A 26,662-nucleotide genomic window follows, 5' to 3' on the forward strand; every position below is an offset into this window, starting at 1 on the left:
AAAGAAGAAAACGCATGTGAGAGGATGGAGACGCGATGAAAATTCTGTCCGTAACCGGGGAAAGCGTACCGCCCGGCAAAGGGGGCTCGCCATCGGACACCTTTGACCGGTCGATCGTCACCTACCAGGCGGGCGGGGAGACGAAAACACTGACCGTCACATATGTCCGCTATTTCGCCAAGCAGCTGGCGGAGGAGGGGATCTATGATCAGGAGAAGGAGGGCGTGCCGGTGAACCGCATCGCGGCCGTGCTCTTCCTGGAAAAACATCCGGACGGGAGATTCAGCCGTCACTATTTCAATGATTACGCCGCGTTCCGCGCCTTGTTTGAAGGCTTTTCACCGGAAGCGTTCAAAGCCAAATACCAAGAAGCGACCCTTGCCTGACGGATAACGGCAAGGGTATTTTTTCATCCGCAGGGGAACCCTATGGAAAAAAGATCCGAGGTGTTTCGCCATGATCGTCGTCCTGATGCTGGCCGCTTCCCTTGTGCAGCCATTTTCTCCCGTCCCCTTCCAGGCTCGTCCCTCTGCTGTGGAGCCGATCGCTGCCACGACAGAGTATGACCTGGTTCTTACCGACTGGCAGCAAGGGAAACCCCTCGCGCTCAAGCATCCGCTCTTTCAATTGGACTATGTGCGTGCGGGGGAAAAAGTGGCCGATACGATCGTCTTTCAAGGAACCAGCTTCGGGCAGGCAGGAGAGATCACCCTCGATTTCTATACAACAGCAGGCGACCCGGTCTTCGTGCCGAAAGAAGCGCGTGCCCGGGTTCGGGTGGACCGGGAGCACCCGGCGTTTACGCTGGCCGCATCGATTCCGCCCCTGCTGCGCGGCCGCAGCGGCGTGGTGCAGGTTACATTCAGCGGTGCGAGGCGGGCCGCCTTTTTGCTTCATGTCACCTTCTGATCCGGCTGTGAAACCGCTTGCAATTCGGGCTGCGTCTTGCACAACCGACAGATGCCGCGCAGTTCCACGTAGATATCTTCCACGGTGAAATCGCTGTCGATCCGGAGTTCATCGACCGGGAAGCGAAGCGGATAATAATAGTCGGCAATGCTGCCGCAGACGGTGCACAGCAGGTGATGATGGTGGTCGATGTTGCTGTCGTATCGGGCGATCCCCGCTTGCGTGTAGATCTCTTTGATCAAACCGTATTTTTTCAGGGTTTTCAGGTTGTTGTAGATCGTGGTGACGCTCAACGCCCGAAACTCCGGATATTTGGCCCCGATTTCCCGATGGATGTCATCCGCCGTGGGATGGTTTCGCTGCTGATACAAATACTCCAAGATCACCCGCCGCTGGGGCGTCATTCTGACCCCGGCTTCCCGCAGCTTGACCGTTGCCTGCTCCAGGAGGGCGTCATCCATTGGTCATCACCATCCTTGTCTCGTTGGTCAGGACGGCAAGGATCTGCGCATGATCCGGCTGCGCGAGCCCGTGTCCCCAACGCCTTACCCGCCGCAAATGGTCAAAGTAGATGACGGACATGGCCGGCACCTGCCTGATGCCGGCAACCTCCGGCAGCAGGAGCTCCAGACAGCGGCTGGCATCGCGGTTGGCATCGCTTAGCAGGTGGAAGGGCAGCTGCAGCTGTTCGCGAAAGGCGCTCAAGGCGTAAATACTGTCGATGCTCATCCCGACAACGCGGATATGAAGCGGCTCCAGCACGCTGTATTGATCCCGGTACCAAGCCAGCAAACGTTCGCTCTCCGGGGTAAACGCCAGCGGAAAAGAGAGCAGCAGCAAGCCGTTTGCTTCCTTCAACAATTCCCCGAACGACAGGTTGTTTCCCTCGGTAGATGGCAGCGCATACTTGTACAGCGCTTGAATCAGCCTCACTCCGCTTCGCCTCCCTTCATGTGATTGCAAGGAGGCCGACAGCTTCTGCTGACCGGCCATCCTCTGCCTTTGGACTGGATTCACTCAGGTTGTGGTCGACTGCTGAACGTACTGCCGGATGTCGAGGCCCAGCCCCTCTGCGACGCGGGAACCATACTCCGCATCCGCCCGGTAGAAGTGGCAGACCATGCGGAGTTGAATCTCGGGATTGGCTTTTTTCAGGTCATTGACCAGATTTTTCACCAGATTGTCCCGCTGCTCCGGCGTAAAGGTGCGGTAACGCTCACCCGCCTGCGTGAAGTCGTCGGTCTTTTCGATTTTTTGCCGTACCGCCGCACCGGTCAGCACCGGCTCGCTTTCGCGGTAGGCGGGGTTTTCCTTGGGGCTGTCGGCATAGCTGTTGGGCTCGTAGTTGATCGGGGACGGGTCCGGTTTCGTGGTCATGAAGCCGTCCCGCTGATGGTTGCGCACCGGGGCGTACGGGCAGTTCACCGGGATTTGCAGGTAATTGGGGCCCAGCCGGTGCCGCTGCGTATCGGGATAGGAGAAAAGACGACCCTGCAGCAGTTTGTCTTCCGACGCTTCGATCCCCGGTACGAGCGCGCTGGGCGCAAACGCCGACTGTTCCACCTCGGCAAAATAGTTTTGCGGGTTGCGATTCAGGATCATCTGACCCACCCGGATCAAGGGCAGTTCGTCTTCCGGCCATACCTTGGTCGGATCGAGCGGATCAAATGGGAAGCGGTCCATCTCATCCGGCTGCAGAATCTGCACGAACAGCTCCCAGCTTGGATAATCGCCCCTGTCGATGGCTTCGTACAGGTCCTGGGTGGCGTGGCTGGCATTTTGTCCGCCTACGACCTGGGCCTCCTCCGCCGTGAAGGTTTTGACGCCCTGATTCGTTTTCCAGTGGTATTTCACATACACCACGTCTCCGGCCTGGTTCACCCATTTGAACGCGTGCACGCCGAAGCCGTCCATGTGCCGGTAGCTGGCCGGCGTGCCCAGATCGGAGAAAAGCCAGGTGATCATGTGGGTGGATTCGGGTGTAAGGGACATGAAATCCCAGTAGTGATTGGGGGTTTGGATATTGGTATGGGGTGCGGGCTTCAAGGAATGCACCATGTCCGGAAACTTCATGGCATCCCGGATGAAGAAGACAGGCAGATGGTTGCCGACCAGATCGTAGTTTCCTTCGCTGGTGTAGAATTTGACGGCGAATCCGCGCGGGTCGCGCAGGGTTTCGGGCGAGCCGCTCGGATGGATCACGGTGGAGAAGCGCACGAAGACGGGCGTCTCCACCTGCGGGTCCTGCAGGAAGGCGGCCTTCGTATAGCGAGCCATGCTCTGGTACGGCCGGAACACCCCGTAGGCTCCGGCGCCGCGGGCATGCACCACCCGTTCCGGAATCCGCTCGCGGTCGAAATGGGCCAGCTTTTCAATCAGATGATAATCATCCAGCAAGGTTGGACCACGGCGGCCGGCTGTCCGGGAATTCTGGTTGTCTCCGACCGGTGCTCCCTGATTGGTGGTCAGCGAATGACGTTCTTCCATTCTTCAATTCACCCCATTTAGAATAATTTTAAAAAGAGAATTCCTCTACATCATAACACCACGCAACCCACTTGACAATAATGATTATAAAATGATAATTTTTATTGAAAATTGTTTTAGGAAGGTTGATTAAGCGGCGGAATGTTGGTATATTTCAGGTACGTTGTCCAATGAGATTCGGAAGAAAGCGAGGGTCGCCGGTGAGAAAAAGTGGAGCGCTGATCATTGGCCATGGCTCCAGCAATGCCTCCTGGGTCGAACTGGTGGATGAGGCGGCAGGCGCTTTGCAGGTTCCGGTGCCGGTGGTCACCTGTTTTCTGGAGCAGGTGGAGGGCCGGCTGATTGCAGACGGCATCCGGGAGCTGGAGCGCCAGGGTGTCAACCATATCATCGCCGTTCCGCTGTTTGTCGCGTCGGGAAGCACCCATATCGACGAGATCGGGTATATGCTGGGCGTTCATGATCGGCGGATGGATGACGAGTGGGAGCGGATCGAGACGGAAGCCGAGATCGTCTACTGTCCGCCGATGGACGATCATCCGCTGATCGTTGAAATCTTGAAGGAACGGGTGCGCGAGCTTTCTGCCCGACCGGAAGACGAAGTATTGATGCTGGTCGGACACGGCGCCGATGAAGGAGAGTATCACCGCCGATGGGAGGCTGTCCTGCAGCGTTTGGCCGCTGCCCTGCGCAGGGAGTTCGGCTTCAAGGGAGCCACATACGGCACCTTGCATCCCGACAACATCGGGGAACGCGTGCGTGCGGTTGCCCGCAAAAACAGGACGATCGTCGTGCCGCTCTTTTTGAGCGAAGGCTATTTCACCAAGAAGGTGATTCCCAGCCGGCTGCAAGGCGCCCCTTCCATCTACAGCGGACGGACGTATCTCCCGCACGCCCTGATTACCGAATGGCTGGAGGAGACGATTCAGCACGAGCTGGCCAAGGCAAACTAAAAAGAAGGCGAAGAAAGATCTCCCTCCGCATATGCAGGTAGGGGGATCTTTTTTCATGGGCACATGATGCCAAGCAAAGGAGTGTACAGCAGTGGAAGCTGTGACAGTTGAGGCGGTGACGAAACGCTTCGGCCGCATAACCGCCGTCGAAGGCATCTCGTTCGCGATCCGGCGGGGCGAGGTGCTGGGTCTGATCGGCGAAAACGGCGCCGGCAAAACCACCACCATGCGCATGATGGCCGCCATCCTGCAGCCGACGGAGGGAGAGATTCGCATCAACGGGTATTCCGTGCGTCAGGATGCGATGGCGGTGCGCAGACAGATCGGGATTCTGTTCGGCGGAGACGTCGGTTTGTACGAGCGGCTGACGGCCAGGGAGAATATTGCCTTTTTCGGCCGGCTGTACGGCCTGGAGCCGAAACGGTTGGCGGAGAGGATCGCTTTTTTGGCGGAGCTGCTGGGGATGGAAGCGTTCCTCGACAGACGGGTGGGACCCTTCTCCCGGGGCATGCAGCAAAAGGTGGCTATCGCCCGCACGCTGGTGCACGATCCGGACGTGATCCTGCTGGATGAGCCCACCACCGGCCTGGATGTCAGCGCAGCCGCCGTTTTTCGCCAGCTGATCACGGCGCTTCGGCAGGCGGGGAAGACGATCCTGTTTTCCAGCCACAACATGGGGGAGATCGAGAAGCTGTGCGACCGGCTGGCCATCATGCACAAAGGCAGGCTGCTGTTTGTCGGCACGCTGGCCGAACTGCGCCATTACGCGGGGCTGCACGATCTCGATGATCTGTTCGTAAAGATGGTGTCGGGAGGGGAGCGGCTTGGTTGATCGCAGCGTGTGGGTCATCTTTCGCAGGGAGTTTACGGATATCATGCGGGACGGCAAGACCTGGATCGGCGCGTTCCTGATCCCGATTCTGGTGATCCCCTTTGTCATTTATATCTTGAATCTCTCGCTCACGCAGGCGGAGCAGGAAGCGCGGTCGCATATCCCCCTTGCCATTCAGGGAGACAGCCGGGAACCGGTTGTCCTGGAGCTGGCGAAGGTGCCGGGCGTGAAGATCGTGCCGACGCCCGATCCCATCCAGGGGATTCAAGAAGGAAAAATACGCGCCGCCCTTGCCATCCCGAACGGCTTCGGCCAACGCCTGGAGAGGGGGGGAGCCGCCGCCCTCATCGTCTGGTACGATCCGTCCAATCAGAAGTCGGAGATCGCCCGGGACGTGATTCGGGAAGCGATTGCCGCCTACGAGACGAAGGTGGTGAACCAGCGGCTGGCGGCTGCCGGATTGTCCCCGCAGACCGTCCACCCGATCGGGCTCTCGTTTGCCAGCGTGGCGACAGAGGAGCGCATGGCGGGCAGCAAGCTGGCCGCCATCGTCCCGCTGCTGCTGATGCTCTCGCTTGCGTCCGGCGGGATTCCGGTGGCGGTGGACAGCATTGTCGGAGAAAAGGAACGCGGCACCCTCGAATCGCTGATCACCGCTCCGGTGACAGCCGGCAGCATTTTGACGGCCAAACTGCTGGCCGTGATGATGATGAGCACCATCAGTTCCCTTGCTTCCGTCATCAGCCTGACCCTGGTTTTCAGCATGGCGCCGGACAGCGAAGCGCCGCTTGCGCTCGGTTTTTTCCATCCGCTTTCCGTCGGGATCCTGGTGATGACGCTGCTGCTTCTATCCGCGCTGTTTGCGGGTGTGGAACTGCTGATCAGCACCCTGGCCCGCTCGCCGCGGCAGGCGCAAATCTTCCTGATGCCGGTCGCCTTTCTGGCCTCCCTGCCGGCCTATATCATGATGCCGCTCACTCCCATGGATATTCCGCCTTACGATTATCTATTGCCAATTTTTAATGGAACGGCTATGTTAAAAGAAATCTTCTACGGCGATGTGCAAATCGGGCATGCGCTGGCCGTCCTGCTTTCCTCGCTGCTGTATGTCGCGGTGGTTATCGTGATCGCGGGAAAGCTGTTCAGGCGGGAGAAGCTGCTCGTCAAATGAAGGAAGAACTTCTGACAGAAAGTAGGGAATCATCGTGAATCCGTTTTACCTGGGGAGCTTCTTCGTCGTCTTGTCTGCAGCCGGTTTCGGAGTGATGTCCATCTTTGCTTCCTATGCGTACCAGGGGGGAGCGTCGGTGACCAACGTGTTGTTCTGGCGGTTTTTGCTGGCGGCTCTCCTGTTCTTTCTCCTGCTGGGCTGGAAGCGGGAGGCACCGCGTCTCAACCGCCGCCAGCTGCTGGCCCTGTTCGGGCTGGGCAGTGTGCTGTATACCCTGCAATCGCTTTGTTTCTTTACGGCGGTGAAGTACATTTCCCCGTCGCTGGCCGCCCTGATCCTGTATACGTTCCCCATTTTCGTCGCCATCCTGGCCTGTGTGATCGACAAGGAAGCGTTGAGCAGGCAGACGGTCGGGGCCATCCTCCTGTCCGTCTGCGGCCTGGCCCTGGTGCTGGGGACCACATTCGGGGAGGTTCATCCGCTGGGCGTCCTGCTGGGATTTGGCGCCGCCCTGTTCTACTCGGTCTATATCATCCTGGGGAATCGGGTCGTCAAACACCTGCCGCCCCTTGCCACCAGCGCCTTCGTGTCGCTGTTTGCGGCGGGATCGTTTCTGTGCATTTCCCTTGTCGGGGAAGGGATTCGCTACGATCTGGGCGGACAAGCCTGGCTGGCCATCAGCGGGATCGTTCTCTGTTCCACCGTACTTGCCATCGGCTGTTTTTTCCGGGGGCTCCAGCTGATCGGCTCTACCCGGGCGTCCGTGCTCAGCACCATCGAGCCGGTGGTAACCTGCATCTGTTCGGCGCTGCTGTTTGCGGAACGCTTGACCGGGATGCAGATGCTGGGAGGGCTCATCGTGCTGGCCGGTGCCGCCTTGATCGTCGCGTCGCGCGGCAAGGGCGAGGAGCCGGCGGTTTCGCAGGCCGGGGAGCTGTAAAACCCGTCCGGTTGTTGGAGGCATGGCGTGATGGGGCCAGGCGAGCTCCTTTGACGACCGACTCAGCGGAGAAACGAAGACGCGGGAGCAAAGGGGGCGTGAGTCTCACTACGCTGAGAACACCCAGATGTTGAGCCCCCGCCCGCGTCGCGTTTCAGAGCGGACATGGTCCGCTTCATTGCTGGTCGTCACGAGAGCGAGCAGGGACCATCAGCCATGATACAGACAACAACGCTCCTGCATGGCGCAGGAGCGTTTCTCTTTCAAGAAGCGATGTGTTCGTGGATCAGCTTGCCGGCACCAATCACCCCGGCATCGTTGCCCAGCGTGGCGGGTACAATCTGGCAGGTATCCGCCAGAAAAGAAAAGGTGAGAAAGCGGACAAAGGACTGGCGAATCCGGGAGAAGAGGAAATCCCCCGCCGCCGAGACGCCGCCGCCGATGACGATCTTGGCGGGATCGAGCACATTGACCAGATTTGCCAATGCCAGGCCGAGATAAAAGGCGGCTTCGTCGATGACAGCGATGGCTGCCTCGTCACCCGCATGGGCCGCATCAAAAACGTCTTTCGCACGCAGCTGCCCGTGTTTGGACAGCGCGTCGGCAAGCAGCGGGCTCCTGCCCGATTCGGCCAATCGGGTTCCTTCCCGGATGATGGCGGTGGCAGAGGCATAGGTTTCCAGGCAGCCGGTTTTTCCGCAGTTGCAGGGCGGGCCGCCCTGGGGATTGAGCGTGATATGGCCGATCTCGCCGCCCACCCCGTTGATACCGCTGATCACCTTGCCGTTCAGGATGACGCCGCCGCCCACCCCGGTGCCGAGCGTAACCATGATCATGTTTTTTGCCCCGAGGCCGGCTCCCCGCCACATTTCGCCGAGAGCCGCACAGTTGGCATCGTTTTCCACCTTCACGAGCAGGCCCGTCAGCCGCTCCAGCTTCTCCTTCAGCGGCGTGCTGGTCCAGTGGAGATTGACCGCTTGCAGCACGACTCCCGTGGTAGTATCCACGGGGCCCGGGACCCCGAGGCCCACGCCGGCAACCTGCTCGTTGGAAACGTTTGCATTTTTGAGGATATCGGTAATCATCCGGGCGATTTTTTCAATCACCTTGTCTTCGCCTTCTGCAACCGGAGTCGGCTCTTCCAGCTTCGTCAGTATTTCTCCTTCTGTCGAAAGCAGGGCCATCTTGATGGCGGTGCCGCCCACATCCACCCCCACAATCACTTGGTTCTCCATGAATAAACATCCTCCAATTGACACGAATTATGCCGTTTTTGTATATCTTACCATGACAGGGACAGCATAGCGATTCCCAAAATTGGCGATACAGGATATGATGAGATGAGAAAAATGATGCATGGTGCGAAACGGAAGAAGGGACAGGGAGTGAAAAGAGCGCGGCTTATCTATAATCCCAGCTCGGGACGGGAGATCGTTCGCCGCCGCCTCCCCGATATTTTGGACTTGCTGGAGGCGGCCGGGTATGAGACATCCTGTTACGCCACCAAAGGCGAGTACGATGCGACGAAAGAGGCCGAGAGAGCGGTGGCCCGCGGCTTTGACGTGATCATCGCGGCGGGGGGAGACGGGACGATCAACGAGGTGATCAATGGCATGGCCGAAAAACCGGCCCGTCCGGCGTTGGGGATCATCCCCTGCGGGACGAGCAACGACTTCGCCCGAGCCATCGGGGTGCCGAAGTCGATCACCAGAGCCTGCCGCATCGTGGCGGAAGGCAGGCGAAAACGGGTGGATGTCGGGCGCATCAACGACCGCTATTTTATCAACATCGCCGGGGGCGGGACGTTGACCCAGCTGACCTACGAAGTGCCCAGCAAGCTGAAAACCCTGATCGGACAGCTTGCCTACTACATGAAAGGGCTGGAGAAGCTGCCTTTCCTGCATCCGTCCCACATGCGCCTGGAGACGCGGGACGGCGTGGTGGTGGATGAGGAGATCATGCTGTTTCTCATCGCCAACAGCCATACCGTCGGCGGGTTTGACCGGCTGGCGCCGGGAGCGGACTTGAGCGACGGCAAGCTGGACTGCATCGTCGTGAAGAAGGCGAGCCTGCCCGATTTTATCCGTCTGGTGACGCTGGCGGTGCGCGGGGAGCATCTGCGAGACGACCATGTCGTTCATTTTCGGACGGATTATCTGAAGGCCGTCTCGCTCGGCAAGGAGACGGTGCTGCTCAATCTGGACGGAGAGATGGGCGGACAGCTGCCGTGTGAATGCCAGGTGCTGCCCGGCCATATCGAGGTGTTTGTGCCATAATGACGATCACGCCTCGTCACGAGGCATCTCGACACGCGCCCATCCTGCGCGCCGCAACGACGGCTCCGCCAGCGTCCAAGGCGCGGCGCTCGCCGGGTTTTCTAAGTATATCGGAAAGTCTTTTAAAGAACTAAAGCGAAGATGGAAAGGTTGGGGGCCCCCGCCGACAGCTATTGCCGGGGGCCCCGAAAAGTAATCGGAATAAGCTTCGAAGGCTTACTTCACTTTTTGGGGTTAAGCAAAGCTTAAGTCGGCGGGGTTTTCCAAGAGAACTGGAAGAAGGAGTTAGAGGAAGTGGCAAAGACAGCAAGAAAAAGACGCGGCCCGCAGCAAGCGGAGAACGCGGAACGCAGCTATCCGGTCTCACTCGGACAGGCGGTGGAGCTGGAGGTGACCGGCCTGAACCACGAGGGGGCAGGGGTTGGTCGGCATGAGGGCTACACGTTGTTCGTGCCAAAGGCGCTGCCCGGCGAACGCATCAGGGCCAAGGTGGTGCATGCGAAGAAAAACTTCGGCTTCGCCGAGCTGCAGGAGATCCTGAACCCGAGTCCCCACCGGACCCAACCGCCCTGTCCGGTGTTTGACCGCTGCGGCGGCTGCTCGCTGCAGCATCTGGCCTACGCGGAGCAGCTGCGTCACAAACAGCAGATCGTGAAGGACAATCTGCAGCGCATCGGCGGCTTTTCGCTGGAGGGGGAAGGGGCGCCGGTGGTTCACCCGACGATCGGGATGGACAACCCCTGGCGCTATCGGAACAAGGCGCAGGTGCCGATCGGGGAACGCGACGGCGCGCTGATCGGCGGGTTTTATGCGGAGCGTTCCCATGACATCATCGACATCGAGGAATGCATGATCCAGCACGAAGCGAACGACAGGGTGGTCGCGGCGGTGAAGCGGATCGCAGGCCGCCTGCATATTCCCGCCTATGATGAGGTGAGGCACACCGGGCTTCTGCGCCATGTGGTGGCCAAGGTGGGCGCAAGCTCGGGGGAAGTCATGGTGGTGCTGATCACGACCGAGGCCTTTATCCCGGAGCGGGAGCGGCTGATCGAAGAGATCCGCCGGGAACTGCCTGACGTGAAAAGCATCGTGCAGAACATCAACCCGCATAAAACCAATGTGATCTTCGGCGACCGGACGATCACACTCTGGGGAAGCGACGTGATTTATGACTACATCGGGCGGATCAAGTTCGCCATCTCGGCCCGGTCGTTTTACCAGGTAAACCCGGAGCAGACGCGGGTGCTGTACGAGAAAACGCTGGCCTACGCGGGACTGACGGGAGAAGAGACGGTGATCGACGCCTACTGCGGCATCGGGACGATCTCGCTGTTCCTGGCACAGAAGGCGAAGCATGTGTACGGCGTGGAGATCGTGCCGGAAGCGATTGCGGATGCGAACCGCAACGCGGAACTGAATGGCATCGGAAACGCCACCTTTGAGGTCGGGGCGGCCGAAGTGGTGATTCCCGCCTGGAAGGAACAGGGCATCCGGGCCGACATCATCGTGGTCGACCCTCCGCGCAAAGGCTGCGATGAAGCCCTGCTGACCACCATCCTGCAGATGAAACCCCAGCGCGTGGTCTATGTCTCCTGCAATCCGTCCACGCTGGCGAGGGATTTGAAGGTGCTGGCGGATCTGTACGAGTTGAAGGAAGTGCAGCCGGTGGATATGTTTCCGCATACGGATCATGTGGAGTGTGTAATATTGATGTTACGAAAGGGAGCCTAACTTGCGGCTCCCTTTTGCATTGGATTTTTGAAATTGTAATGGATGGTGATCTGTCCGTCCGCCGACACTTCGACACGGTCGATGAGTCTGTGCAGGACGTGCCGAAGCGTTTCTTCGTTATCGAACTGAAGGCGGATAAAACGCTGAATTTCAGCTTGAAAAGCGTGTAGGTTTGTTTCCGTGTCAATATCTTGAGAGAGAGTAACTTCTAATGCACGCTTTTGTTGTTCCAATGCGGCTTGTTCATCGTTGATGATTTGATACTGTTCCTCATAATCGCGTTGAGTAATGACTTGGCGGGACAACAAGCGAAGCAGTTCCCTTTTTTCAGTTTGCAGGGATTGAATGTCCCGTTCGACTCTTTTTAATTCTTCCATCGCCCCAAGTTTCTTTGTCCCCGCCCTTTTTAAAGCGATATCCAGCAAAGCCTTCATGTTGAGGGAATTGGTCGCCAAGTCCCGCAAATCAGCCAGCACCTTCTCCTTTAGGTCTGTATGTTTGATGTAGTGGGACTGGCATGCTTGTTTGCCGTTTTTCTGGTAGGTGGCGCAGACATAGCCTTTTCGGTCGTTTTTGTAGTTCATCCCCGCGCCGCAATCCGCACAAAACGCCAAACGTGCAAACAGCGCCTTTTTCCCGCGCCCTCGAAAGATTTTCTCTCCCTTTTTGCTGATCTTCTCCTGCACTTCCTGAAATTCTTCCTGCGAAACGATAGTGGGGTGGGCGTCAGGAATGACAATCCATTCATCCTGCTTGTTTTGCAGACGTTTTTTATAGCCCTTTTTCTGCAAAAATATCTTGTCTTTCCCGTCCGTCTTGGAACGTCCCTGTACCAAATCACCCGTATAGTGAGGATTGGTTAGAATCAATTTCACGGTTGAGTATTGCCATTTGTCTCCTGCGTTTTTGGCTCCTGCTACCGCCCGCAGGGTGGGGATTTTCTTAGAGGTCAGGTAATTGGCTATCTTCTGCATACCCCAGCCTTCCCGTAAATACAGATCAAAAATATGTCGGACGGTTTGTGAGTGAATCGGATGAAGTTCCAGCTTGCCTTTCACCTTTTCATAGCCATATGGGGGGAGACTGCCGAGAAATTTGCCTTCCCGAGATTTTACCGAAATCCCAAACTTCACACGTTTGGAAATGGTGTCGCTTTCCTGTTGGGCAAGCGCTGAATAGATAGCTAGCTTAAATTCCGCTTCATCGTCAAAGGAATCGAAATTGTCTTCAACTGACATGACTCGAATACCGAAACTCATGAGTTGTCTAACCAAGGTAATCGAGTCCACAGTATCCCTTGCCCATCTGGATATGGATTTAATGAGTACAATCTCAAATTTTCGTTGCTCCGCGTCCTTCAACAATTTTTGCAGTTCTACACGTTTGACCGTACTTGTGCCGCTTTTGCCTTCATCCGCATAGGTTTTGACCAATTCCCAGCCTTTTTCCCTTATGAAGTTTTCAAAGAACGTCAGTTGATTTTCCAGACTGTCCAATTGACTTTTCATCTCCGTGCTCACACGGGCATAAACTGCACATTTCATCATTAGCCCCTCCTATGAGCCTCATACGAAACGTGCTACCAACAATCCAGTTTGATATTAAACGCTGGATTTTTTGCTTGCGACTTCGTATCAGGCTGATAGAGGGAGGTTCACATTTTGAAGCTGATTCCGTTGATGAATTACCCCGCCCGATGCCTAGAAATAGCAACTTTTCGGATGGCGGGCGGGGTGGCTAAGAAATATCCCGATGAAAATTTTCCAGAAGTCGTTGCGGAGGTGGAACAGGATGACAAAAAGGTTGTTTAGCGGTGAGCAAACATTGCAGGAAATCATGGAGTTATTGATTTGTACGATTTTTGAAGTTGAGCAAAGTTCAGAAACGGAATGATTGCGAAAAATGATTTATTCAAATTGGATTATTCGCTAGTGACTTCGTATAAGGCTGATGAAGGACAATTATGCAACAGCTTGTTAAAAACTAAATATAGCTTTTTACGTGGTTTTTCGGTAGCACACGTTAAAGAACCGGCCCGACTCATCATCGGTGTATCGTGCGTTAGAGGCACATTGCCTTTTCCCAGATACCACTCAATGAGTGGCCCCGTCGTAGTGCCTAATTGGCAGGGAATCTTGACAGAGTGATGGAAGGATGCCATCCACGCAGTAAAGCTACACTTGGGTGCGTCTGATGTCTCGTAGGCTCTGGAAACCTCATCCTCACATAGCCTAGTTCATTCCCCTTTTTGCAAGGGGGAATGCTCTGTGTTCCTATCTTCACATAGCCCCCCGCCTGCGGAGCGGGCGGGGGGGGGGAGGTTGGAATGATATCCAAACGATAATGTTTAAATATAAATAAACAATGACGATCACAGATTACATTAAACAACTGACTACTCTGATAAGTTTAGAAATACGATTAGGCAATCAGCTAATTTAGCTGGCTAGTCATACTTCCCCCGCCGCGGCTCCCCAAAAACCTACATGTTGAATTTGACATAGGTTTATCATCCCTATAACTTTCGAATTGTGGTGTGTGGTGCGCTCATATCTATACTTAAATTAGTGAAACAAGCGAAACAATTCACCAAAATTTGTATATATGAACCATCTAGGAGTGTTGGTAATGAAAAATTCAGATCAAACCGCTTTGCTTATAAATGAAGGATACTTAGCTTCTACTTCATTAAATCACGGATTAACCTCTTTAAGGAAGGCCTCTCTACAATTCAAGGGGGAGTATTATCAAGCATTTTTTCAATTGAGTATTGGTCTAGAAAGACTAATGAAGCTTATAATTTTACAAGAACATATGGGTAAGTATAAAAAATTTCCCGACAATAAAAGTTTAAGAGTATTTGGTCACAATTTAATACAGTTGTATGAAAGGATTATGGAACTTACCAATGAATATAATATAGAGATAAGTAGTATAGATAATATTTCAGTCAAAATTTTGAAACTACTTTCGGAATTCGCAGTGTCTTCAAGATATTATAACTTAGATAATTTAACAGGTAAAAAACAGGGTTACAATCCTTTAGGACAGTGGAGGATTATTCAAAATCAGATTACATTAAAATACTTTTCAAATAAAAAGAAAAAGACTGTTACAAAAAAATCTCAAATATTTTATCAAATACTGGACGATGTAAGTTTTACCTTGGTATATGATGAGAATAATAACGTTATTCATAAAGTTAGTGAATTAATGATCAATATTGAATATGCAGAGAAAGTCCAAGGATATGCGGTATATCATGTATATGTAGTTATAAAAGTACTGGCTCAATTACTAACTGAAATAGAATACAAGTATCATTTGTATCCTTGCTTAAGAGAGTTTTTTGAGCATTTTACATTAAAAGATTATACTTTAACAGAAATTGTTAGAAAAAAGAGATGGGATTTTATTTTTTAATTTTTGACAAGTCGATAGTAATAGAAAGGGGAAGATGACTTTAATGGATTTTGATATGTTTCCCTGGCCTAATAAGGGTGAAAAATTATTCAAAGAAGGGGGAAATTATTATGAGTATTCGCATATTGGATGGGGTGATTTATCTACTCAATTCTACGGTTACATGATTGGTTATAAACAAGCAGCGGATCAGCTAGTAGATTATAGCATTGCTTCTCAAGATATAAGAACTCTGGATACGTTCTTTTTTTCCTATTTGCTTTTTATATAGACAATACCTTGAATTGGGAATGAAAAAAATTTATTTGCAGTATTCCGAAGTAAGCTGGGAAGTAAAAGAGAAAACAATAAAGCACTTAAGCCACGATTTACTTGCCGTATAGAAAGAAATTAAGACAATTATATTTGAAGCAAATAATGGAAGTGATAGTGAAACCTTAGACATTGTAGAGGATTATATCAATCAATTCCACAATTTTGATAAATCTTCATTTATCTTTAGATACTCCATAACAAAGACATTGGAGCCAGTTCTTAATAATGAAAAAAGAATCAATTTAAGGAGTTTAAAGGAACGCATGAATGAACTGTATAATTTCTTTTCAGGTTGTGAAGCTATGCTTGATAATGTTCAAAGATATAAGGATGAATTAAGAAATATTGATTTTTGAGAGACTTAGTAACGAGAAGTTAATATTTTGGGTCAGAAGTTTAATCTAAAGGATAAGACTAGTAAGTATTACAACCTGAAACAGTGGGGAATTGTTTTGAACGCACGATCGTAGAAAACATTTTCTTTCTAATAAGGGTGAGTCCCATGAAACAAATAGAAAGGTTTCAACTTATAGATAAAATTGCTAGAAAACTACAAGAAATAATGACTTATGATGATATCGATATTTTTTTGTCTGGGTTTGGAATTACCAATTATAATCTTACAAGAACAAGCTTTAATAGCAAATGGGTATATGCTAAAGAACTCTTAAAGAACGTAGATAATATTAAAATTTTAAAAATAGCTGATGAACTAGGGATAGATCATCCATTTTCAGTAGAACTTTCAATAGAATCTTCAACTGTTCAAGAAATTCCTGACTTTTGGAAGAGGGGTTACTTTAAACTTTTTCTTAGTCATCTTGCTTCTTTTAAAGAACAAACTGCTAAACTACAGAAATCACTTTTGAAATATGGAATATCAGCATTCGTTGCCCATGAGGACATTGAACCTACTAGGGAATGGTTAGAAGAAATTGAAAAAGCCCTTTTTACCATGGATGCATTAGTAGCCATTCTCACTCCCGGTTTTAATGAGAGTAAGTGGACTGATCAAGAAATTGGTATTGCAATGGGTAGAAATGTATTGGTAATACCCATTAGAAAAGGAATGGATCCCTATGGTTTTTTTGGAAAATATCAAGGTTTCCAAGGTGAAGGTAAAACAATAGCTGAAGTAGCCCATGCAATTTTTAAAATTCTTATTACTCATAATAAAACAAAAGAAAAAATGATGGCTATAATTGTAGATTTATTTTTGTTTTCCAAGAATGAAGACGAGGCAGATAATTATCTGAAATTAATCGAAGAAATTGATGACTTACCAAAAAGATTTGCTGAAAAAATAAAAGATAATTCATTAAATAATGAGTCAATTTTTAAGTCAACAAAAATTATGAAAAGAATTAATAAAATTTTGGATAAATATGGATTGTTAGTAGGTCCTCAAAACAATGAAATTGAAATTGTTGATGATAACTTACCGTTTTAATTAATTATTTTTACACTTTTGCTGTTGGCTCTTATATGGCTAGGACATTATTAAAATTCAGACTGTGTCTTACTACGTAGCAAAGTTAAAAGTTATTTAAACTGAACTGTTGGCAACACATTCCGTACTGACAGTTATATTGATTACTCCACACATGTGGAATGCTGTTCACTGTTAGTGCGGAAGAACAATTAAATCGGAGATGTATTGGCGGAAATAGTAAAGAGGGGGCGCACCCCTCATTTTTGTTGGTCTATTACGTACTAACAAAAAAAGACCGCTATATAGATTTGTGCGGTTTATAATTAGCCTGTGCTTATAGGTGATGCGAATTTGTAAGAAAGTTCAAGTCATTATTATCGGATAGTCTAATGACTTTGTCTTTATATAACTGTAACCGGGATTCAAAATCTTCTCTATTTTTTTCAAAATCTCGCGTCCATTTATACATCGATTTTAACATCTTAATATCAGGTTTATAGTTACACTTTTCAATACCAAGATTTTGCTTGAGGAACCGGGTTAGAATTCTTATTATGCGTTTCCACAGTGGCGTATCAAGAAAAATAATTGTATCTGCCATTTCAAATAAACAACGATATGATTTTCGGTCTGTGCCTTCAAATATCCAAGCCCCATTTTTATCAATGTTCATAATAACCTCAATCTGCTCATCTGCTGTCCGTTTATATCTCCCTGTTTCAGTTTGATGATGAACGATACTATCCAACTCATACCAAGGAATTTTAATTGTTTCTGATAACCGCTTTGCGAGTGTTGTCTTACCACTAGCTACAATTCCAGTTATAAGAACCTTTTTCATACGGTATCACCTCATATTAACAAAGGTAATGTTTATTTCCTTTGTGCTATAATCGCTAAACAAACCTGCCCGTTCGTAATAAGAATTATAATGCACCATTGAAATTACAGATACTGTCTTAAGTAAATTGCTCTAAAGTTTTCTAACCACATAAGGGTGGTTTTTTGCGTCTAGCCGAAATTTGAGAAAAATTTCAGGCACGTCAGAAGACCGTAAACTTTCCCTGACGATACTATTGTTGGTTACGAGCCACTGGGTATATCATGATAATAAACTTGAACGGGGCGACCTAGACAGTCTGCCTGATATAACGCAGAAACAAAGGGTTTTGATTAATATTCTCCATGAAGGCAAGGGTTACAGAAAAATTGGATTTTGTTGGCAGCTCATTTTGCATAGGCTGTCCTAATTGCCTCCAGTCATGTGGAGTGCTTTTCACTGTTGTTGAGAAAAAATTAATCAAGTTGCAACAGTCATGAGACCCTTCTACAAGTGTGGAAGGGTTTTCTCTTTGGGCCTAAGTTGATATTAAGAACCTGTTTTTTTGTGCTGTTTACTAGACATTTTCATTACGTAACATTTTTAATTTCGCATATTAAGAATTAAGTCAAATGAATGGAAGAGGTGCAGGGAATGCGGTTTATGTATCCGCGTTGGTCCAAACTTCCTTATGCAGGTGAAAAAAAGCCGCCAACCGATCCAGTTGATCCATTGGCCGGTTCCTGGTCGACGTATTTTATTCGATTAGATCGAAGTGGGGCTATTAGAGACCGGAACGGAAGAAGAGTGAAACTGTCCATCCGAGACCCCAACTCAATCAGGTGGGATGAACAACTAAAGATTGTTCAAAAAACGTTAAAAAAATTAACGAAGCAACAGATCAGAGTCGCCAAGTATTGGGGGACAGGTGTTGCGACTAAACAGTTTACCCCGATCATTGACCGTTTAATTGACACATACGGTATATCCCCAGCAAGGGCAGCACGAATTTTAGCGGCGGTACAGGCTGGAATTAACGATGCGTTAGTGGTCACATGGTTTTATAAATATCGTTGGGACGTTGCCCGCCCTAATCAGCTTGACCCAAAGCTGACAACCATACTTTGCACGCCTCGTTTTCCTGCTTACGTTTCCGGTCACTCAGCGGTTGCTGGATGTGCACAAGTCATCTTAAGTTATTTTTTCCCCGGTGAATCAAAGCGACTGAAGCAACTGGCAGAAGAATGTGCGAAATCACGCTTGTATGCGGGTGTACATTTCCCCATCGACAATGAACAAGGATTACGTGTTGGACGACAAATTGGCAAAATTGTTGTAGCTGAACTGAGGAAGGAAAGGAACGCTAAATCTCAACCGATTGATGTTCCGATTCAAGAAAATCGCAAGGCAAAACTGCCGCCTCCTCCGTACAGTCAAGTCATTCCATTTCGTTTTAACGAACGCTGTCAGTCTAAGGTCAGGAAGAGTCAAATGAAAAAGAAGACAAAACTTATTAGAAACAAAGGACGTTCCTACAGAATTAGATCAAGAGCCGTTTAACAATGACAACGCCAACACTCCCGTCAACTTGGTAGGAAGTATTTCTTTGGATCTCACATGTATCGTCAACATAGATGGAGTGCGTAGTACTGATGGTGCGAAATGGCCGGACAAACGATTCATCGTTTTCCGGCCATTTTCTGCTTCAACCGCTGATTTGACCAAACGGACCCGTGGCGCCATGGCGGTGCTAGGATTGCTCTACTTTCATGCCCATCGCCTTGTACACCCCGAGCAGCGACAATCTTGTCAGTTGAAGCGCCATGTAGTGGGGGGAGTACATGCGGTTGTTGTCCAACCATTTGACAATAATCCCCTGCGTTGCGCAAGCGATATAGTCGAGCAAAATATCGATCGGCACCTGCAGTTTCTGGTCAAGTTCGAGAGCGGCGATCCGCTTGTAAAAGCTTTCCTTGAGCACCTCCTGCATGGTTTGCCCCAGGTTTGCGGGCGTCTGTTTGGTCAGCAGGATGTGATAAAAACGTTCATGTTCGGCCAGATGCTCAAACAGAGCCGCATAGTAGCGATCCGGCTGATGAAAAGCGGGCGCGACCGAATCGGCCGGACCGGACTTGGGGCTGACGGATTGCAGACGCTTCAGCGCCTCCATTTTCTCCTGCGTCATGCTGTGCAGCAAATCATCTTTGTCCATGTAATGCGCATAAAAGGTGGAACGGTTAATGTTCGCTTTCTCAGCAATATCGATGACGGTAATGTCGGCGTATTCTTTTTGGCGGAGCACCTCCAGAAAGGCCTCGATGATCATGCCGCGCGTCCGCATGATGCGCCGGTCTTTCTCCCTCGCTTCCTTCCGGGATTCTCTTCCATCCTGATCGTGCATGTTACCATCACTCCTCGAACACAAAGTCCAACAGATTAAACATGATTGTCGGAAAAACAACATGAAGAAAACTTGAAAAAGGTCTGCCGCCCTTGTGTGGAGGGTAGAACAGACGGTAGATACGCGATTCGAGCGCTTTTTCACCGGCAGTTGACGAAAAAAACAATCTGGGGCGAAAGCGTGGATGATTGCGTGGTTATCCAACAGAACCCATAAAAGTATGTTTTAAACAACATTCCCAATGATATTGATTGTTGAAATGATTTGGGTTGTAGCTATCATAATAAATAAACCCAAGTAATTCAATTGGAATTATAGTTGTTTTGCAAACAAAGGGGGAACAACTTGAGAGGGGAAGCTTTTTTAAAAAGTCTGAACGACGGGCGCTCGGTTTGGCTTGACGGCAAGAAGGTCGAGCGGCTCCCGGAGCACCCCGCATTTCAAGGGACGCTGCAGACGATCAAAACATTGTTCAACATGTTGGATCATCCCGATACGCAAGAAGAGGTCGGCTACTATGTGCCGGAAACTGGGCGTTATGCCCATGCTTCCTTTCTGGTTCCGCGAAGCCCGGAACAACTGGCGAAGCGAAGCCGGGCGTTTGCGAGGTGGTCCAGTGAAACATGCGGCATGATGAGCAGGCTGTCCGATTACGCGCGATCTATCGTTACCGGATGGTATGCGGCGCGCGAGGAATTGTCCGGACTTGACCCTGAGTTCGCCCGCAAAATCACCGCTTACTACGAGAAGGCGCGCGACCGCGATCTGTTTCTGACAACCGCGATCATCGATCCGCAAATTGACCGTTCCAAAAATTTGGACGATGCACGCATCGCCGAGCGGTTTTTGCATGTCGTTCGCGAGACGGAAGACGGTATCGTGCTCCGCGGAGCGAAAATGATCGCCACCGGGGCGCCTTACACGCATGACTTTGTGCTCTTTTCCTTCCTGAAATTCAAGGACGAGGACCGCAAACACGCGCATGTGCTGATCGTGCCGGCCTGTTCCCAAGGGCTGCACATCGTCTGCCGGGAATCGTTCGCCGCCCGACAGGAGCTGAATCATCCGCTCAGTGCCAAATACGATGAGATGGATGCCGTGTTGTTCTTCGACGATGTGCTGGTGCCCTGGGAGCGGGTGCTGTTGTACGGCGACGCGCAAAAGGTGCTTGCGCTTCGCGGCAACCGGACGGTCAATTCGCTCGCGTTTCACCAGAACGTTGTCCGCTTTGTCGCCAAGCTGGAGTTTGTGGCCGGCGTTGCGTTCGCGGTGGCGGAGGCGATCGGGGCATCCGGATTTCTGCACGTTCAGGAGAAACTGGGCGAACTGCTCACGCAAATTGACGTCATCAAGGCGCTTGTCATCGCGTCGGAAACGCAAGCGCGGTACGATGATGCCGGCGTGCTGGTGCCGGATTTGAACTATATCGAAACGGCGCGATGTATCGGCACCCGCTTTTATCCGAGGGCGATTGAAATTTTGCAGCAGGTGGGGGCAGGAGGATTTGTGCAGGTGCCTTCGAGCGTGGAAGATTTTTACGGGCCGATCTCGGAACTGATGCACCGCTATTTCGAAGGAGCGACAGTCAGCGCGGAGAAGAAAGTGCAGCTCTACAAGCTGGCCTGGGATTTGATCGGCAGCCCGCTCGGCTCCCGGCATCAGCTGTATGAGCGTTTTTATGCCGGGGATCCGGTGCGCGGATATGCCAATTTGTACAATTCGTTTCCCAAGGAGAAGCTTACGGAACCGATCTGGAGTTTGCTGAAGGAGACGAGCAAAGGCGGTCTGACAAAAATTGGACAGCAACGAGGATGACGTAAAGGTGGTGAAGCGATGAAGGGCTGAAAGAGATACGGCTTTGGGATGCGAACCGGACGATCAAGGCAAAGTGGAGAGGGGAAGTGAAAGGCGTGGAAGTATTCTGGTTTATTCCGACTCATGGCGATGGGCGGTATTTGGGCACGCGGGAAGGCGCGCGGGCGGTGACGCTTCAATATTGCCGCCAGATTGCGGAAGCTGCCGACAATCTGGGATATGAAGGAGTGCTGATCCCGACGGGCAAATCGTGTGAAGATCCGTGGATTGTCGCGTCCTCGTTGATTTCGGCCACCACGCGGCTCAAATTTCTGGTGGCGGTGCGCCCCGGCCTGATCTCGCCGACCAACGCAGCGCGCATGACGGCGACGCTTGACCGTTTCTCGGGCGGCAGACTGCTCGTCAATGTGGTGACCGGCGGCGATCCGGTGGAGCTGGAAGGCGACGGGCTGTTCCTGCCGCACGGCGAGCGTTACGCGCTGACGGACGAATTTCTGCAGATCTGGCGACAAGAGCTCGAAGGCCGGGACGTTGACTTCACCGGGCGGTATTTGTCCGTCAAAGGGGGCAAGCTTCTCTATCCGCCGGTGCAAAAACCTTATCCGCCGCTCTATTTCGGCGGTTCGTCGGATGCAGCGCTCGAAGTGGCGGCCGATCATGTCGATGTTTTTCTCACCTGGGGCGAACCGCCGGAGCAGGTGGCGGAGAAGATCGGCCGGATGCGCAAACTTGCCGAGGCCAAGGGACGCAGTCTCCGCTTCGGCATCCGGCTGCACGTGATCGTGCGGGAGACGGAAGAGGCCGCATGGCAAGCGGCCGATCAACTGATCGCGCATCTCGACGAGGAGACGATTGCGGCGGCGCAGGAGATTTTCGCCCGGATGGATTCGGTGGGACAGCGGCGCATGACCGACCTGCACAAGGGGGACCGTTCGAAACTGGTTGTCAGCCCGAATTTGTGGGCGGGCATCGGTCTCGTCCGCGGCGGGGCAGGCACGGCGCTTGTGGGCAGCGCCGAGCAGGTGGCGGAGCGCATCAGAGAATATCAGGCGCTTGGCATCGAGACGTTTATTCTTTCCGGCTACCCGCACCTGGAGGAAGCCTACCGCGTGGCAGAACTTCTCTTCCCGAGGCTCGGCATCGAAAAGCCTGCCGGGGCGGGCGACCGCGCCTTCATCAGTCCTTTTGGGGAGGTGATTGCCAACAATAAGATTCCGGAACACCGCGTTTCCTTATCAAGCCGGTGACAGCTTCATAACCACAGGGCCGATTAGATCACTAAAGGCGCCAGCACGTTTCATGCCGGCGTCTTTTTAAATGCCGGCAAAGCAAATCCACATACCCGGGACAAGCCGGGAAAAAACATGAGGTGATGATCATGTCATTAAAATTTGCCTATTGGGTGCCGAATGTCAGCGGAGGGCTTGTCATCTCCAAACTTCCGCAAAAAACCGGATGGTCATTTGAAGACAATGCCCGTTACGCACAGCTCGCGGAGCAGGCGGGATTTGAATACGCGCTCTTGCAAACCCGCTTTATCGCCAGCTATGGCGCCGAGAATCAGCTGGAAGCGATCACGCTTGCATCCGCGCTGGCGGCGGTGACCACCAGACTGAAACTGATTGCCGCCGTGCTGCCGGGGCTTTGGCATCCCGGCACGATCGCCAAGGCGATCACCACGCTTGACCAGATCAGCCATGGCCGTGCCGCCATCAATATTGTCAGCGGCTGGTTCAAGGGCGAGTTTCACGGCTTCGGCGAAAGCTGGCTCGATCATGACGAGCGCTACCGCCGTTCCGAAGAGTTCATCCAGGTGCTGAAGCAGCTGTGGACCGAGGAGACAACGAACTTCCGCGGCGATTTTTACCGGATCAACAACGCACCGCACAAACCGAAGCCGTATGTGCTTCCTCCGGTCTTCCAGGGCGGCAATTCGGCGGCGGCGCGGCGGATGGCGGCCAAAGTGTCGGATTGGTACTTTATGAACGGGAACACGCTGGAAGGGTTCAAAAAGCAGATTGATGAAATCAAGGCGCTTGCCGCAACATACGGCCGCAAGCTTCAATACGGCGCCAACGCGTTCGTCATCGTGCGCGATACCGAGGAAGAAGCGCGGGAAGTGCTGCGCGACATTATCCGCCATGCCGATCCGGAAGCGGTAGAGGGTTTTCGCAGCCAGGTGCAGTTTGCCGGCAAAGCGTCGCCGGAGCGGGAAGGCATGTGGGCGGAGTCGCAGTTTGAAGATCTGGTGCAATACAACGACGGATTCAAGACCGGTCTGATCGGCACGCCGGAGCAGGTGGCGGACCGCATCATCGAACTGAAGAAAATCGGTGTCGATCTGGTTCTGGTCGGCTTCCTGCATTATGACGAGGACATCCGGGCATTCGGCGAAAAAGTTATTCCGCTCGTGCGCGCAAAAGAGGCGGCGCTTGAGCAGGTAGGCGCCAATTGACGATAGGCAAAATGAGGGAAGAAAAAGGAGGTTGAAGAAACGTGACGGTGCAAACATCGGTGAGAACAGGGCCGGATTATGATGCGCTGCGGGCGGAAATTCGCGGAATTGTAGAAGAGACGATCAAGCCGAGCGCGGAGCAAATCGACCGCGAAGGCATTTTTCCGAGGGAGAACCTGAACGTGCTGGCCAAAAGCGGCTGGAACGGGGTGCTCATTCCCGAGCGCTGGGGAGGCAGAGGACTGGACCACGTGGCGTTTGCCATCGCGGCGGAGGAAATTGCCAAGGGGTGCGCTTCCACATCGCTCGTGTATGTCATGCATGTCGGCGCGGTGCAGACGATCGTGCTGTATGGCAACGATGATCAAAAAGAACGTTGGCTCACTCCGGTAAGCGGCGGCAAGATCGGCACGTATTCCACCAGCGAGAAAGCATCCGGCGGCCACTGGTGGTTCAACTTCAGCGAAGCGGCGCGCGACGGGGAAAATTATCTGCTGAACGCGGAAAAATCATTTACCACGAGCGCCGGCCAGGCGGACTTCTATGTATTCCAGACCCGTTCGCCGGGCGCGCAGACGCCGACGGATGTCAGCTTTTTCATCGTCGACGGCAAGCTGCCGGGCATTACCCCAGGCGTATGGGAGTCACTGGGCGTGCGCGGCAACCACAGCGGGCCGATCAAATACGAAAATGTGCGGGTTCATGCCAGGGAAAAGCTCGGTAAGGAGGGGCAAGGCCGCGAAATACTGGAGAGCGGCGTTTCTCCGGTATACCTGATCGGCCTTGGCTCCACCTGGCTCGGCGTGGCGCAGGCGGCGCTTGAGGCGGCAACCAATCATGTCAAAAACACCATCCACCGCGATTTCAACAAGCGGTTAGCGGATTATCAGGTCATTCGCCAGCAGCTTGCCGAAGCGAAGGTGTTGATCGAAAGCCTGAAACCTTGGCAGCGATCGCTCGCCGAGCAGCTGGACGCCTTGCAGGCGCAGGGCCGGCCGCAGGTCGAACTGCTCTTGCCGCTGGTGGAATTCAAAATTCATGCGGCTGAAGTGGCGAACAAGGCGGCCCAAGCGGCGCTTGACGTGACCGGCGGCTACGGCTACAAAAAAGGGACGATCGAGCGGATATTCCGCGACGCGCGCGCAGGCATCGCCATGGGGCCGAGCAACAATATTGCGCGCGAGTGGATCGGCAAATCGCTCGTCGGCCTGCCGCTTGAATTGTGGTACGAGGGCGGAGACTGACGCCGTACCATTTTTGCAGCAGACGCATAAAAGCGGGATGTTCCGGGAGCAAGACTCGGGACATCCCGCCCTTGTATGGATTCGCACCAGTTGGCTTCTCAGGAATGGATATTCATTTTGTCCATCTTAACGCTAATGGCCAAGCGCCCGTGATACGGAGGGATCAGCCGTCATGAAGGTTCAGCGGCGGGAAGAGATCAGTCCAATCTTCCAAGCAAATGGAAACGTTACGTTGCCGATTACTGCGCATGGCAGCCAGCCAAGGCTTTCAATATGGCTTGCTCGTTTCACTCTTCACGTTCGATGATCGTAGCCACCGCCATCCCGTCCTTGATGCAAAGCGTAGCCAAGCCGAAACGCGCAGATCGACGCTCCAGTTCGTACAGCATCGTCGTGATCAGTCTGGCTCCACTCGCTCCCAGGGGATGACCCAAGGCAATCGCTCCCCCGTTTACGTTCACCTTGTCTGGATCAGGTTTTATCTCTCTTTCCCAGGCGAGGACTACGGAAGCGAACGCCTCGTTTACTTCAAACAGATCGATGTCGCCAAGCGTTAGATTCGCCTTTTGCAGCACCTTTCGGGTGGCGGGAATAATGGCTGTCAGCATGAGCGTGGGATCGTCACCGGCAACTGCCGTGGCTCCGACACGAGCCCTGGGTTTGTACCCGAGCTGGGCTGCTCTTTTCCGGGACATGAGCAGTACGGCAGAGGCACCGTCATTGATCGAGCTTGAATTTCCAGCGGTGATGACACCCTCGGGAAGAAAGGAGGGCTTCAGGGCCGCCATTTTCTCCAGATTGGTGACACGCGGGGTTTCATCGCTGCGAAAGTCTACAAGGCTGCCGTCCGGGGAAACAGCCCGAACAGGGACGATCTCGGCGGCAAATCGATTGGCGGCCTGGGCTTTCAACGCCTTTTCATGACTGTTCAGCGAGTAGGTGTCCAATTCAAGTCGGGACAACCCCCATTTCTGCGCAATTCTCTCAGCCGATACCCCTTGAGGGATGATTTCGTACAGGTCCAACAGTTTGGCATTGGGAGCTGTTACGTCACTGCCTATGGGAACCCTGTTCATGCTTTCAACACCGGCGGCTATCACCACATCGCTCATTCCGGCGATGATTTCATGGGCCGCCTGATTCAGGGTTTCCAGACTTGAACCGCATGCCCTGTTTGAGGTAACGCCGCAAACCTCGACCGGAAAGCCTGCGAGCAATGACGCCAGGCGAGCGATATTGCCCCCCTGTTCCCCGACTTGCGTCACACATCCCATTTTCACATCTTCGACAAGCGAAGGGTCCAAGCGATTTCGTTCCACCAAGGCTCGCAGCACCTGCGCGGCAAGTTCATCCGGACGGGTGAGGCTTAAGGTTCCTTTCTTCTTTCCCATTGGTGAGCGAACGGCATCCACAATCACGGCATCGTTTTCAGCTTTCACAGCAATGCCTCCTAACGTA

General features: G+C 52.4%; 25 protein-coding genes. 17 read left to right on the forward strand and 8 right to left on the reverse strand.

Going from position 1 to position 26,662, the window contains the following annotated elements:
• The first annotated feature begins 35 nt into the window (after window positions 1–35).
• Window positions 36–386 carry a hypothetical protein gene (locus G3578_RS15580; protein WP_165213887.1) on the forward strand — a complete coding sequence of 117 codons (351 nt, stop codon included), beginning with the start codon at window positions 36–38 and terminating at the stop codon, window positions 384–386.
• A 70-nt stretch (window positions 387–456) separates the two neighbouring features.
• Window positions 457–909: a hypothetical protein gene (locus tag G3578_RS15585; protein WP_165213888.1), complete on the forward strand. Its 453-nt coding sequence runs from the start codon at window positions 457–459 to the stop codon at window positions 907–909.
• On the opposite strand, the gene G3578_RS15590 is transcribed toward G3578_RS15585, so the two are convergent.
• From G3578_RS15590 to G3578_RS15600, 3 genes are all read right to left on the reverse strand, one after another.
• Entirely contained in the window at window positions 894–1,370 is a 477-nt protein-coding gene (locus G3578_RS15590; RefSeq protein WP_165213889.1) for a Fur family transcriptional regulator, read from the reverse strand. The genes G3578_RS15585 and G3578_RS15590 overlap by 16 nt on opposite strands.
• Window positions 1,363–1,842, reverse strand: a complete 480-nt coding sequence (locus G3578_RS15595) for a redoxin domain-containing protein (RefSeq protein WP_165213890.1) — start codon at window positions 1,840–1,842, stop codon at window positions 1,363–1,365. Before G3578_RS15595 ends, G3578_RS15590 begins: the two co-directional genes overlap by 8 nt.
• 84 nt (window positions 1,843–1,926) lie before the next feature.
• Window positions 1,927–3,396 carry a catalase gene (locus tag G3578_RS15600; RefSeq protein ID WP_165213891.1) on the reverse strand — a complete coding sequence of 490 codons (1,470 nt, stop codon included), beginning with the start codon at window positions 3,394–3,396 and terminating at the stop codon, window positions 1,927–1,929.
• A gap of 200 nt (window positions 3,397–3,596) precedes the next feature.
• On the opposite strand from G3578_RS15600, the gene G3578_RS15605 reads away from it, so the two are divergent.
• The 4 genes from G3578_RS15605 to G3578_RS15620 all read left to right on the forward strand — a co-directional run bounded on the left by G3578_RS15605 (window position 3,597) and on the right by G3578_RS15620 (window position 7,292).
• Entirely contained in the window at window positions 3,597–4,349 is a 753-nt protein-coding gene (locus tag G3578_RS15605) for a CbiX/SirB N-terminal domain-containing protein (RefSeq protein WP_165213892.1), read from the forward strand.
• 91 nt (window positions 4,350–4,440) lie between these two features.
• Complete coding sequence (locus G3578_RS15610) at window positions 4,441–5,181, forward strand: ABC transporter ATP-binding protein (protein WP_346774021.1); 741 nt, start codon at window positions 4,441–4,443, stop codon at window positions 5,179–5,181.
• On the forward strand, window positions 5,174–6,352 hold the full coding sequence (locus G3578_RS15615; RefSeq protein ID WP_165213893.1) for an ABC transporter permease: 1,179 nt from the start codon (window positions 5,174–5,176) through the stop codon (window positions 6,350–6,352). Before G3578_RS15610 ends, G3578_RS15615 begins: the two co-directional genes overlap by 8 nt.
• A gap of 34 nt (window positions 6,353–6,386) precedes the next feature.
• Window positions 6,387–7,292, forward strand: a complete 906-nt coding sequence (locus tag G3578_RS15620; RefSeq protein WP_165213894.1) for an EamA family transporter — start codon at window positions 6,387–6,389, stop codon at window positions 7,290–7,292.
• 263 nt (window positions 7,293–7,555) lie between these two features.
• Here G3578_RS15620 and G3578_RS15625 read toward each other — a convergent pair whose 3' ends face one another.
• On the reverse strand, window positions 7,556–8,527 hold the full coding sequence (locus G3578_RS15625) for an ROK family glucokinase (protein WP_165213895.1): 972 nt from the start codon (window positions 8,525–8,527) through the stop codon (window positions 7,556–7,558).
• 150 nt (window positions 8,528–8,677) lie between these two features.
• Between G3578_RS15625 and G3578_RS15630 the strand changes: the two genes are divergently transcribed.
• Together G3578_RS15630 and rlmD are read left to right on the forward strand one after the other, a co-directional pair.
• Window positions 8,678–9,568: a diacylglycerol kinase gene (locus G3578_RS15630; RefSeq protein ID WP_165213982.1), complete on the forward strand. Its 891-nt coding sequence runs from the start codon at window positions 8,678–8,680 to the stop codon at window positions 9,566–9,568.
• 294 nt (window positions 9,569–9,862) lie between these two features.
• Complete coding sequence (rlmD, locus tag G3578_RS15635) at window positions 9,863–11,299, forward strand: 23S rRNA (uracil(1939)-C(5))-methyltransferase RlmD (RefSeq protein ID WP_165213896.1); 1,437 nt, start codon at window positions 9,863–9,865, stop codon at window positions 11,297–11,299.
• Here the strand turns inward: rlmD and G3578_RS15640 are convergent.
• The gene (locus G3578_RS15640) at window positions 11,296–12,843 is read right to left on the reverse strand and encodes a recombinase family protein (protein WP_165213897.1); all 1,548 of its coding nucleotides are present in this window, start codon (window positions 12,841–12,843) and stop codon (window positions 11,296–11,298) included. The two genes, rlmD and G3578_RS15640, sit on opposite strands and share 4 nt — an antisense overlap.
• A gap of 117 nt (window positions 12,844–12,960) precedes the next feature.
• On the opposite strand from G3578_RS15640, the gene G3578_RS15645 reads away from it, so the two are divergent.
• From G3578_RS15645 to G3578_RS15660, 4 genes are all read left to right on the forward strand, one after another.
• Complete coding sequence (locus G3578_RS15645) at window positions 12,961–13,110, forward strand: hypothetical protein (protein WP_165213898.1); 150 nt, start codon at window positions 12,961–12,963, stop codon at window positions 13,108–13,110.
• 817 nt (window positions 13,111–13,927) lie between these two features.
• Window positions 13,928–14,722 carry a hypothetical protein gene (locus G3578_RS15650; RefSeq protein ID WP_165213899.1) on the forward strand — a complete coding sequence of 265 codons (795 nt, stop codon included), beginning with the start codon at window positions 13,928–13,930 and terminating at the stop codon, window positions 14,720–14,722.
• A gap of 43 nt (window positions 14,723–14,765) precedes the next feature.
• Window positions 14,766–14,993: a hypothetical protein gene (locus G3578_RS15655; RefSeq protein ID WP_165213900.1), complete on the forward strand. Its 228-nt coding sequence runs from the start codon at window positions 14,766–14,768 to the stop codon at window positions 14,991–14,993.
• A gap of 546 nt (window positions 14,994–15,539) precedes the next feature.
• A complete protein-coding gene (locus G3578_RS15660) occupies window positions 15,540–16,487 on the forward strand; it encodes a toll/interleukin-1 receptor domain-containing protein (protein WP_165213901.1) in 948 nt (315 codons plus the stop codon).
• A gap of 316 nt (window positions 16,488–16,803) precedes the next feature.
• Here G3578_RS15660 and G3578_RS15665 read toward each other — a convergent pair whose 3' ends face one another.
• Window positions 16,804–17,310 (reverse strand): P-loop NTPase family protein, encoded by a 507-nt coding sequence (locus G3578_RS15665; RefSeq protein WP_165213902.1) that lies wholly within the window; start codon window positions 17,308–17,310, stop codon window positions 16,804–16,806.
• 633 nt (window positions 17,311–17,943) lie between these two features.
• Between G3578_RS15665 and G3578_RS15670 the strand changes: the two genes are divergently transcribed.
• On the forward strand, window positions 17,944–18,849 hold the full coding sequence (locus tag G3578_RS15670; RefSeq protein WP_165213903.1) for a vanadium-dependent haloperoxidase: 906 nt from the start codon (window positions 17,944–17,946) through the stop codon (window positions 18,847–18,849).
• Between the two features lie 190 nt (window positions 18,850–19,039).
• On the opposite strand, the gene G3578_RS15675 is transcribed toward G3578_RS15670, so the two are convergent.
• Window positions 19,040–19,690 (reverse strand): TetR/AcrR family transcriptional regulator, encoded by a 651-nt coding sequence (locus G3578_RS15675; RefSeq protein WP_165213904.1) that lies wholly within the window; start codon window positions 19,688–19,690, stop codon window positions 19,040–19,042.
• 345 nt (window positions 19,691–20,035) lie between these two features.
• On the opposite strand from G3578_RS15675, the gene G3578_RS15680 reads away from it, so the two are divergent.
• The 4 genes from G3578_RS15680 (at window position 20,036) to G3578_RS15695 (ending at window position 25,204) form a co-directional block, all read left to right on the forward strand.
• Window positions 20,036–21,505 (forward strand): 4-hydroxyphenylacetate 3-hydroxylase family protein, encoded by a 1,470-nt coding sequence (locus G3578_RS15680; RefSeq protein ID WP_165213905.1) that lies wholly within the window; start codon window positions 20,036–20,038, stop codon window positions 21,503–21,505.
• Window positions 21,506–21,600: 95 nt separating this feature from the next.
• A complete protein-coding gene (gene ssuD / locus G3578_RS15685; protein ID WP_165213906.1) occupies window positions 21,601–22,752 on the forward strand; it encodes an FMNH2-dependent alkanesulfonate monooxygenase in 1,152 nt (383 codons plus the stop codon).
• Window positions 22,753–22,883: 131 nt separating this feature from the next.
• Complete coding sequence (gene sfnG / locus G3578_RS15690) at window positions 22,884–23,960, forward strand: dimethylsulfone monooxygenase SfnG (protein WP_165213907.1); 1,077 nt, start codon at window positions 22,884–22,886, stop codon at window positions 23,958–23,960.
• Between the two features lie 59 nt (window positions 23,961–24,019).
• Window positions 24,020–25,204, forward strand: a complete 1,185-nt coding sequence (locus tag G3578_RS15695; protein ID WP_481752752.1) for an acyl-CoA dehydrogenase family protein — start codon at window positions 24,020–24,022, stop codon at window positions 25,202–25,204.
• Window positions 25,205–25,491: 287 nt separating this feature from the next.
• Here G3578_RS15695 and G3578_RS15700 read toward each other — a convergent pair whose 3' ends face one another.
• Window positions 25,492–26,643 carry an acetyl-CoA C-acyltransferase gene (locus G3578_RS15700; protein ID WP_165213909.1) on the reverse strand — a complete coding sequence of 384 codons (1,152 nt, stop codon included), beginning with the start codon at window positions 26,641–26,643 and terminating at the stop codon, window positions 25,492–25,494.
• Between the last annotated feature and the right edge of the window lie 19 nt (window positions 26,644–26,662).

It is taken from the genome of Brevibacillus sp. SYP-B805 (genome assembly GCF_011059135.1).
Taxonomy (GTDB): Bacteria; Bacillota; Bacilli; order Brevibacillales; family Brevibacillaceae; genus Brevibacillus_F.

Excerpts from the sequence above, each read along its gene's own strand:
- G3578_RS15580 (WP_165213887.1), top strand. The coding sequence starts at position 36 with ATGAAAATTCTGTCCGTAACCGGGGAAAGCGTACCGCCCGGCAAAGGG.
- G3578_RS15585 (WP_165213888.1), top strand. The coding sequence starts at position 457 with ATGATCGTCGTCCTGATGCTGGCCGCTTCCCTTGTGCAGCCATTTTCT.
- G3578_RS15590 (WP_165213889.1), bottom strand. The coding sequence starts at position 1,370 with ATGGATGACGCCCTCCTGGAGCAGGCAACGGTCAAGCTGCGGGAAGCC.
- G3578_RS15600 (WP_165213891.1), bottom strand. The coding sequence starts at position 3,396 with ATGGAAGAACGTCATTCGCTGACCACCAATCAGGGAGCACCGGTCGGA.
- G3578_RS15625 (WP_165213895.1), bottom strand. The coding sequence starts at position 8,527 with ATGGAGAACCAAGTGATTGTGGGGGTGGATGTGGGCGGCACCGCCATC.
- G3578_RS15640 (WP_165213897.1), bottom strand. The coding sequence starts at position 12,843 with ATGAAATGTGCAGTTTATGCCCGTGTGAGCACGGAGATGAAAAGTCAA.
- G3578_RS15650 (WP_165213899.1), top strand. The coding sequence starts at position 13,928 with ATGAAAAATTCAGATCAAACCGCTTTGCTTATAAATGAAGGATACTTA.
- G3578_RS15655 (WP_165213900.1), top strand. The coding sequence starts at position 14,766 with ATGGATTTTGATATGTTTCCCTGGCCTAATAAGGGTGAAAAATTATTC.
- G3578_RS15660 (WP_165213901.1), top strand. The coding sequence starts at position 15,540 with ATGAAACAAATAGAAAGGTTTCAACTTATAGATAAAATTGCTAGAAAA.
- G3578_RS15665 (WP_165213902.1), bottom strand. The coding sequence starts at position 17,310 with ATGAAAAAGGTTCTTATAACTGGAATTGTAGCTAGTGGTAAGACAACA.
- G3578_RS15670 (WP_165213903.1), top strand. The coding sequence starts at position 17,944 with ATGCGGTTTATGTATCCGCGTTGGTCCAAACTTCCTTATGCAGGTGAA.
- G3578_RS15675 (WP_165213904.1), bottom strand. The coding sequence starts at position 19,690 with ATGCACGATCAGGATGGAAGAGAATCCCGGAAGGAAGCGAGGGAGAAA.
- sfnG (WP_165213907.1), top strand. The coding sequence starts at position 22,884 with ATGTCATTAAAATTTGCCTATTGGGTGCCGAATGTCAGCGGAGGGCTT.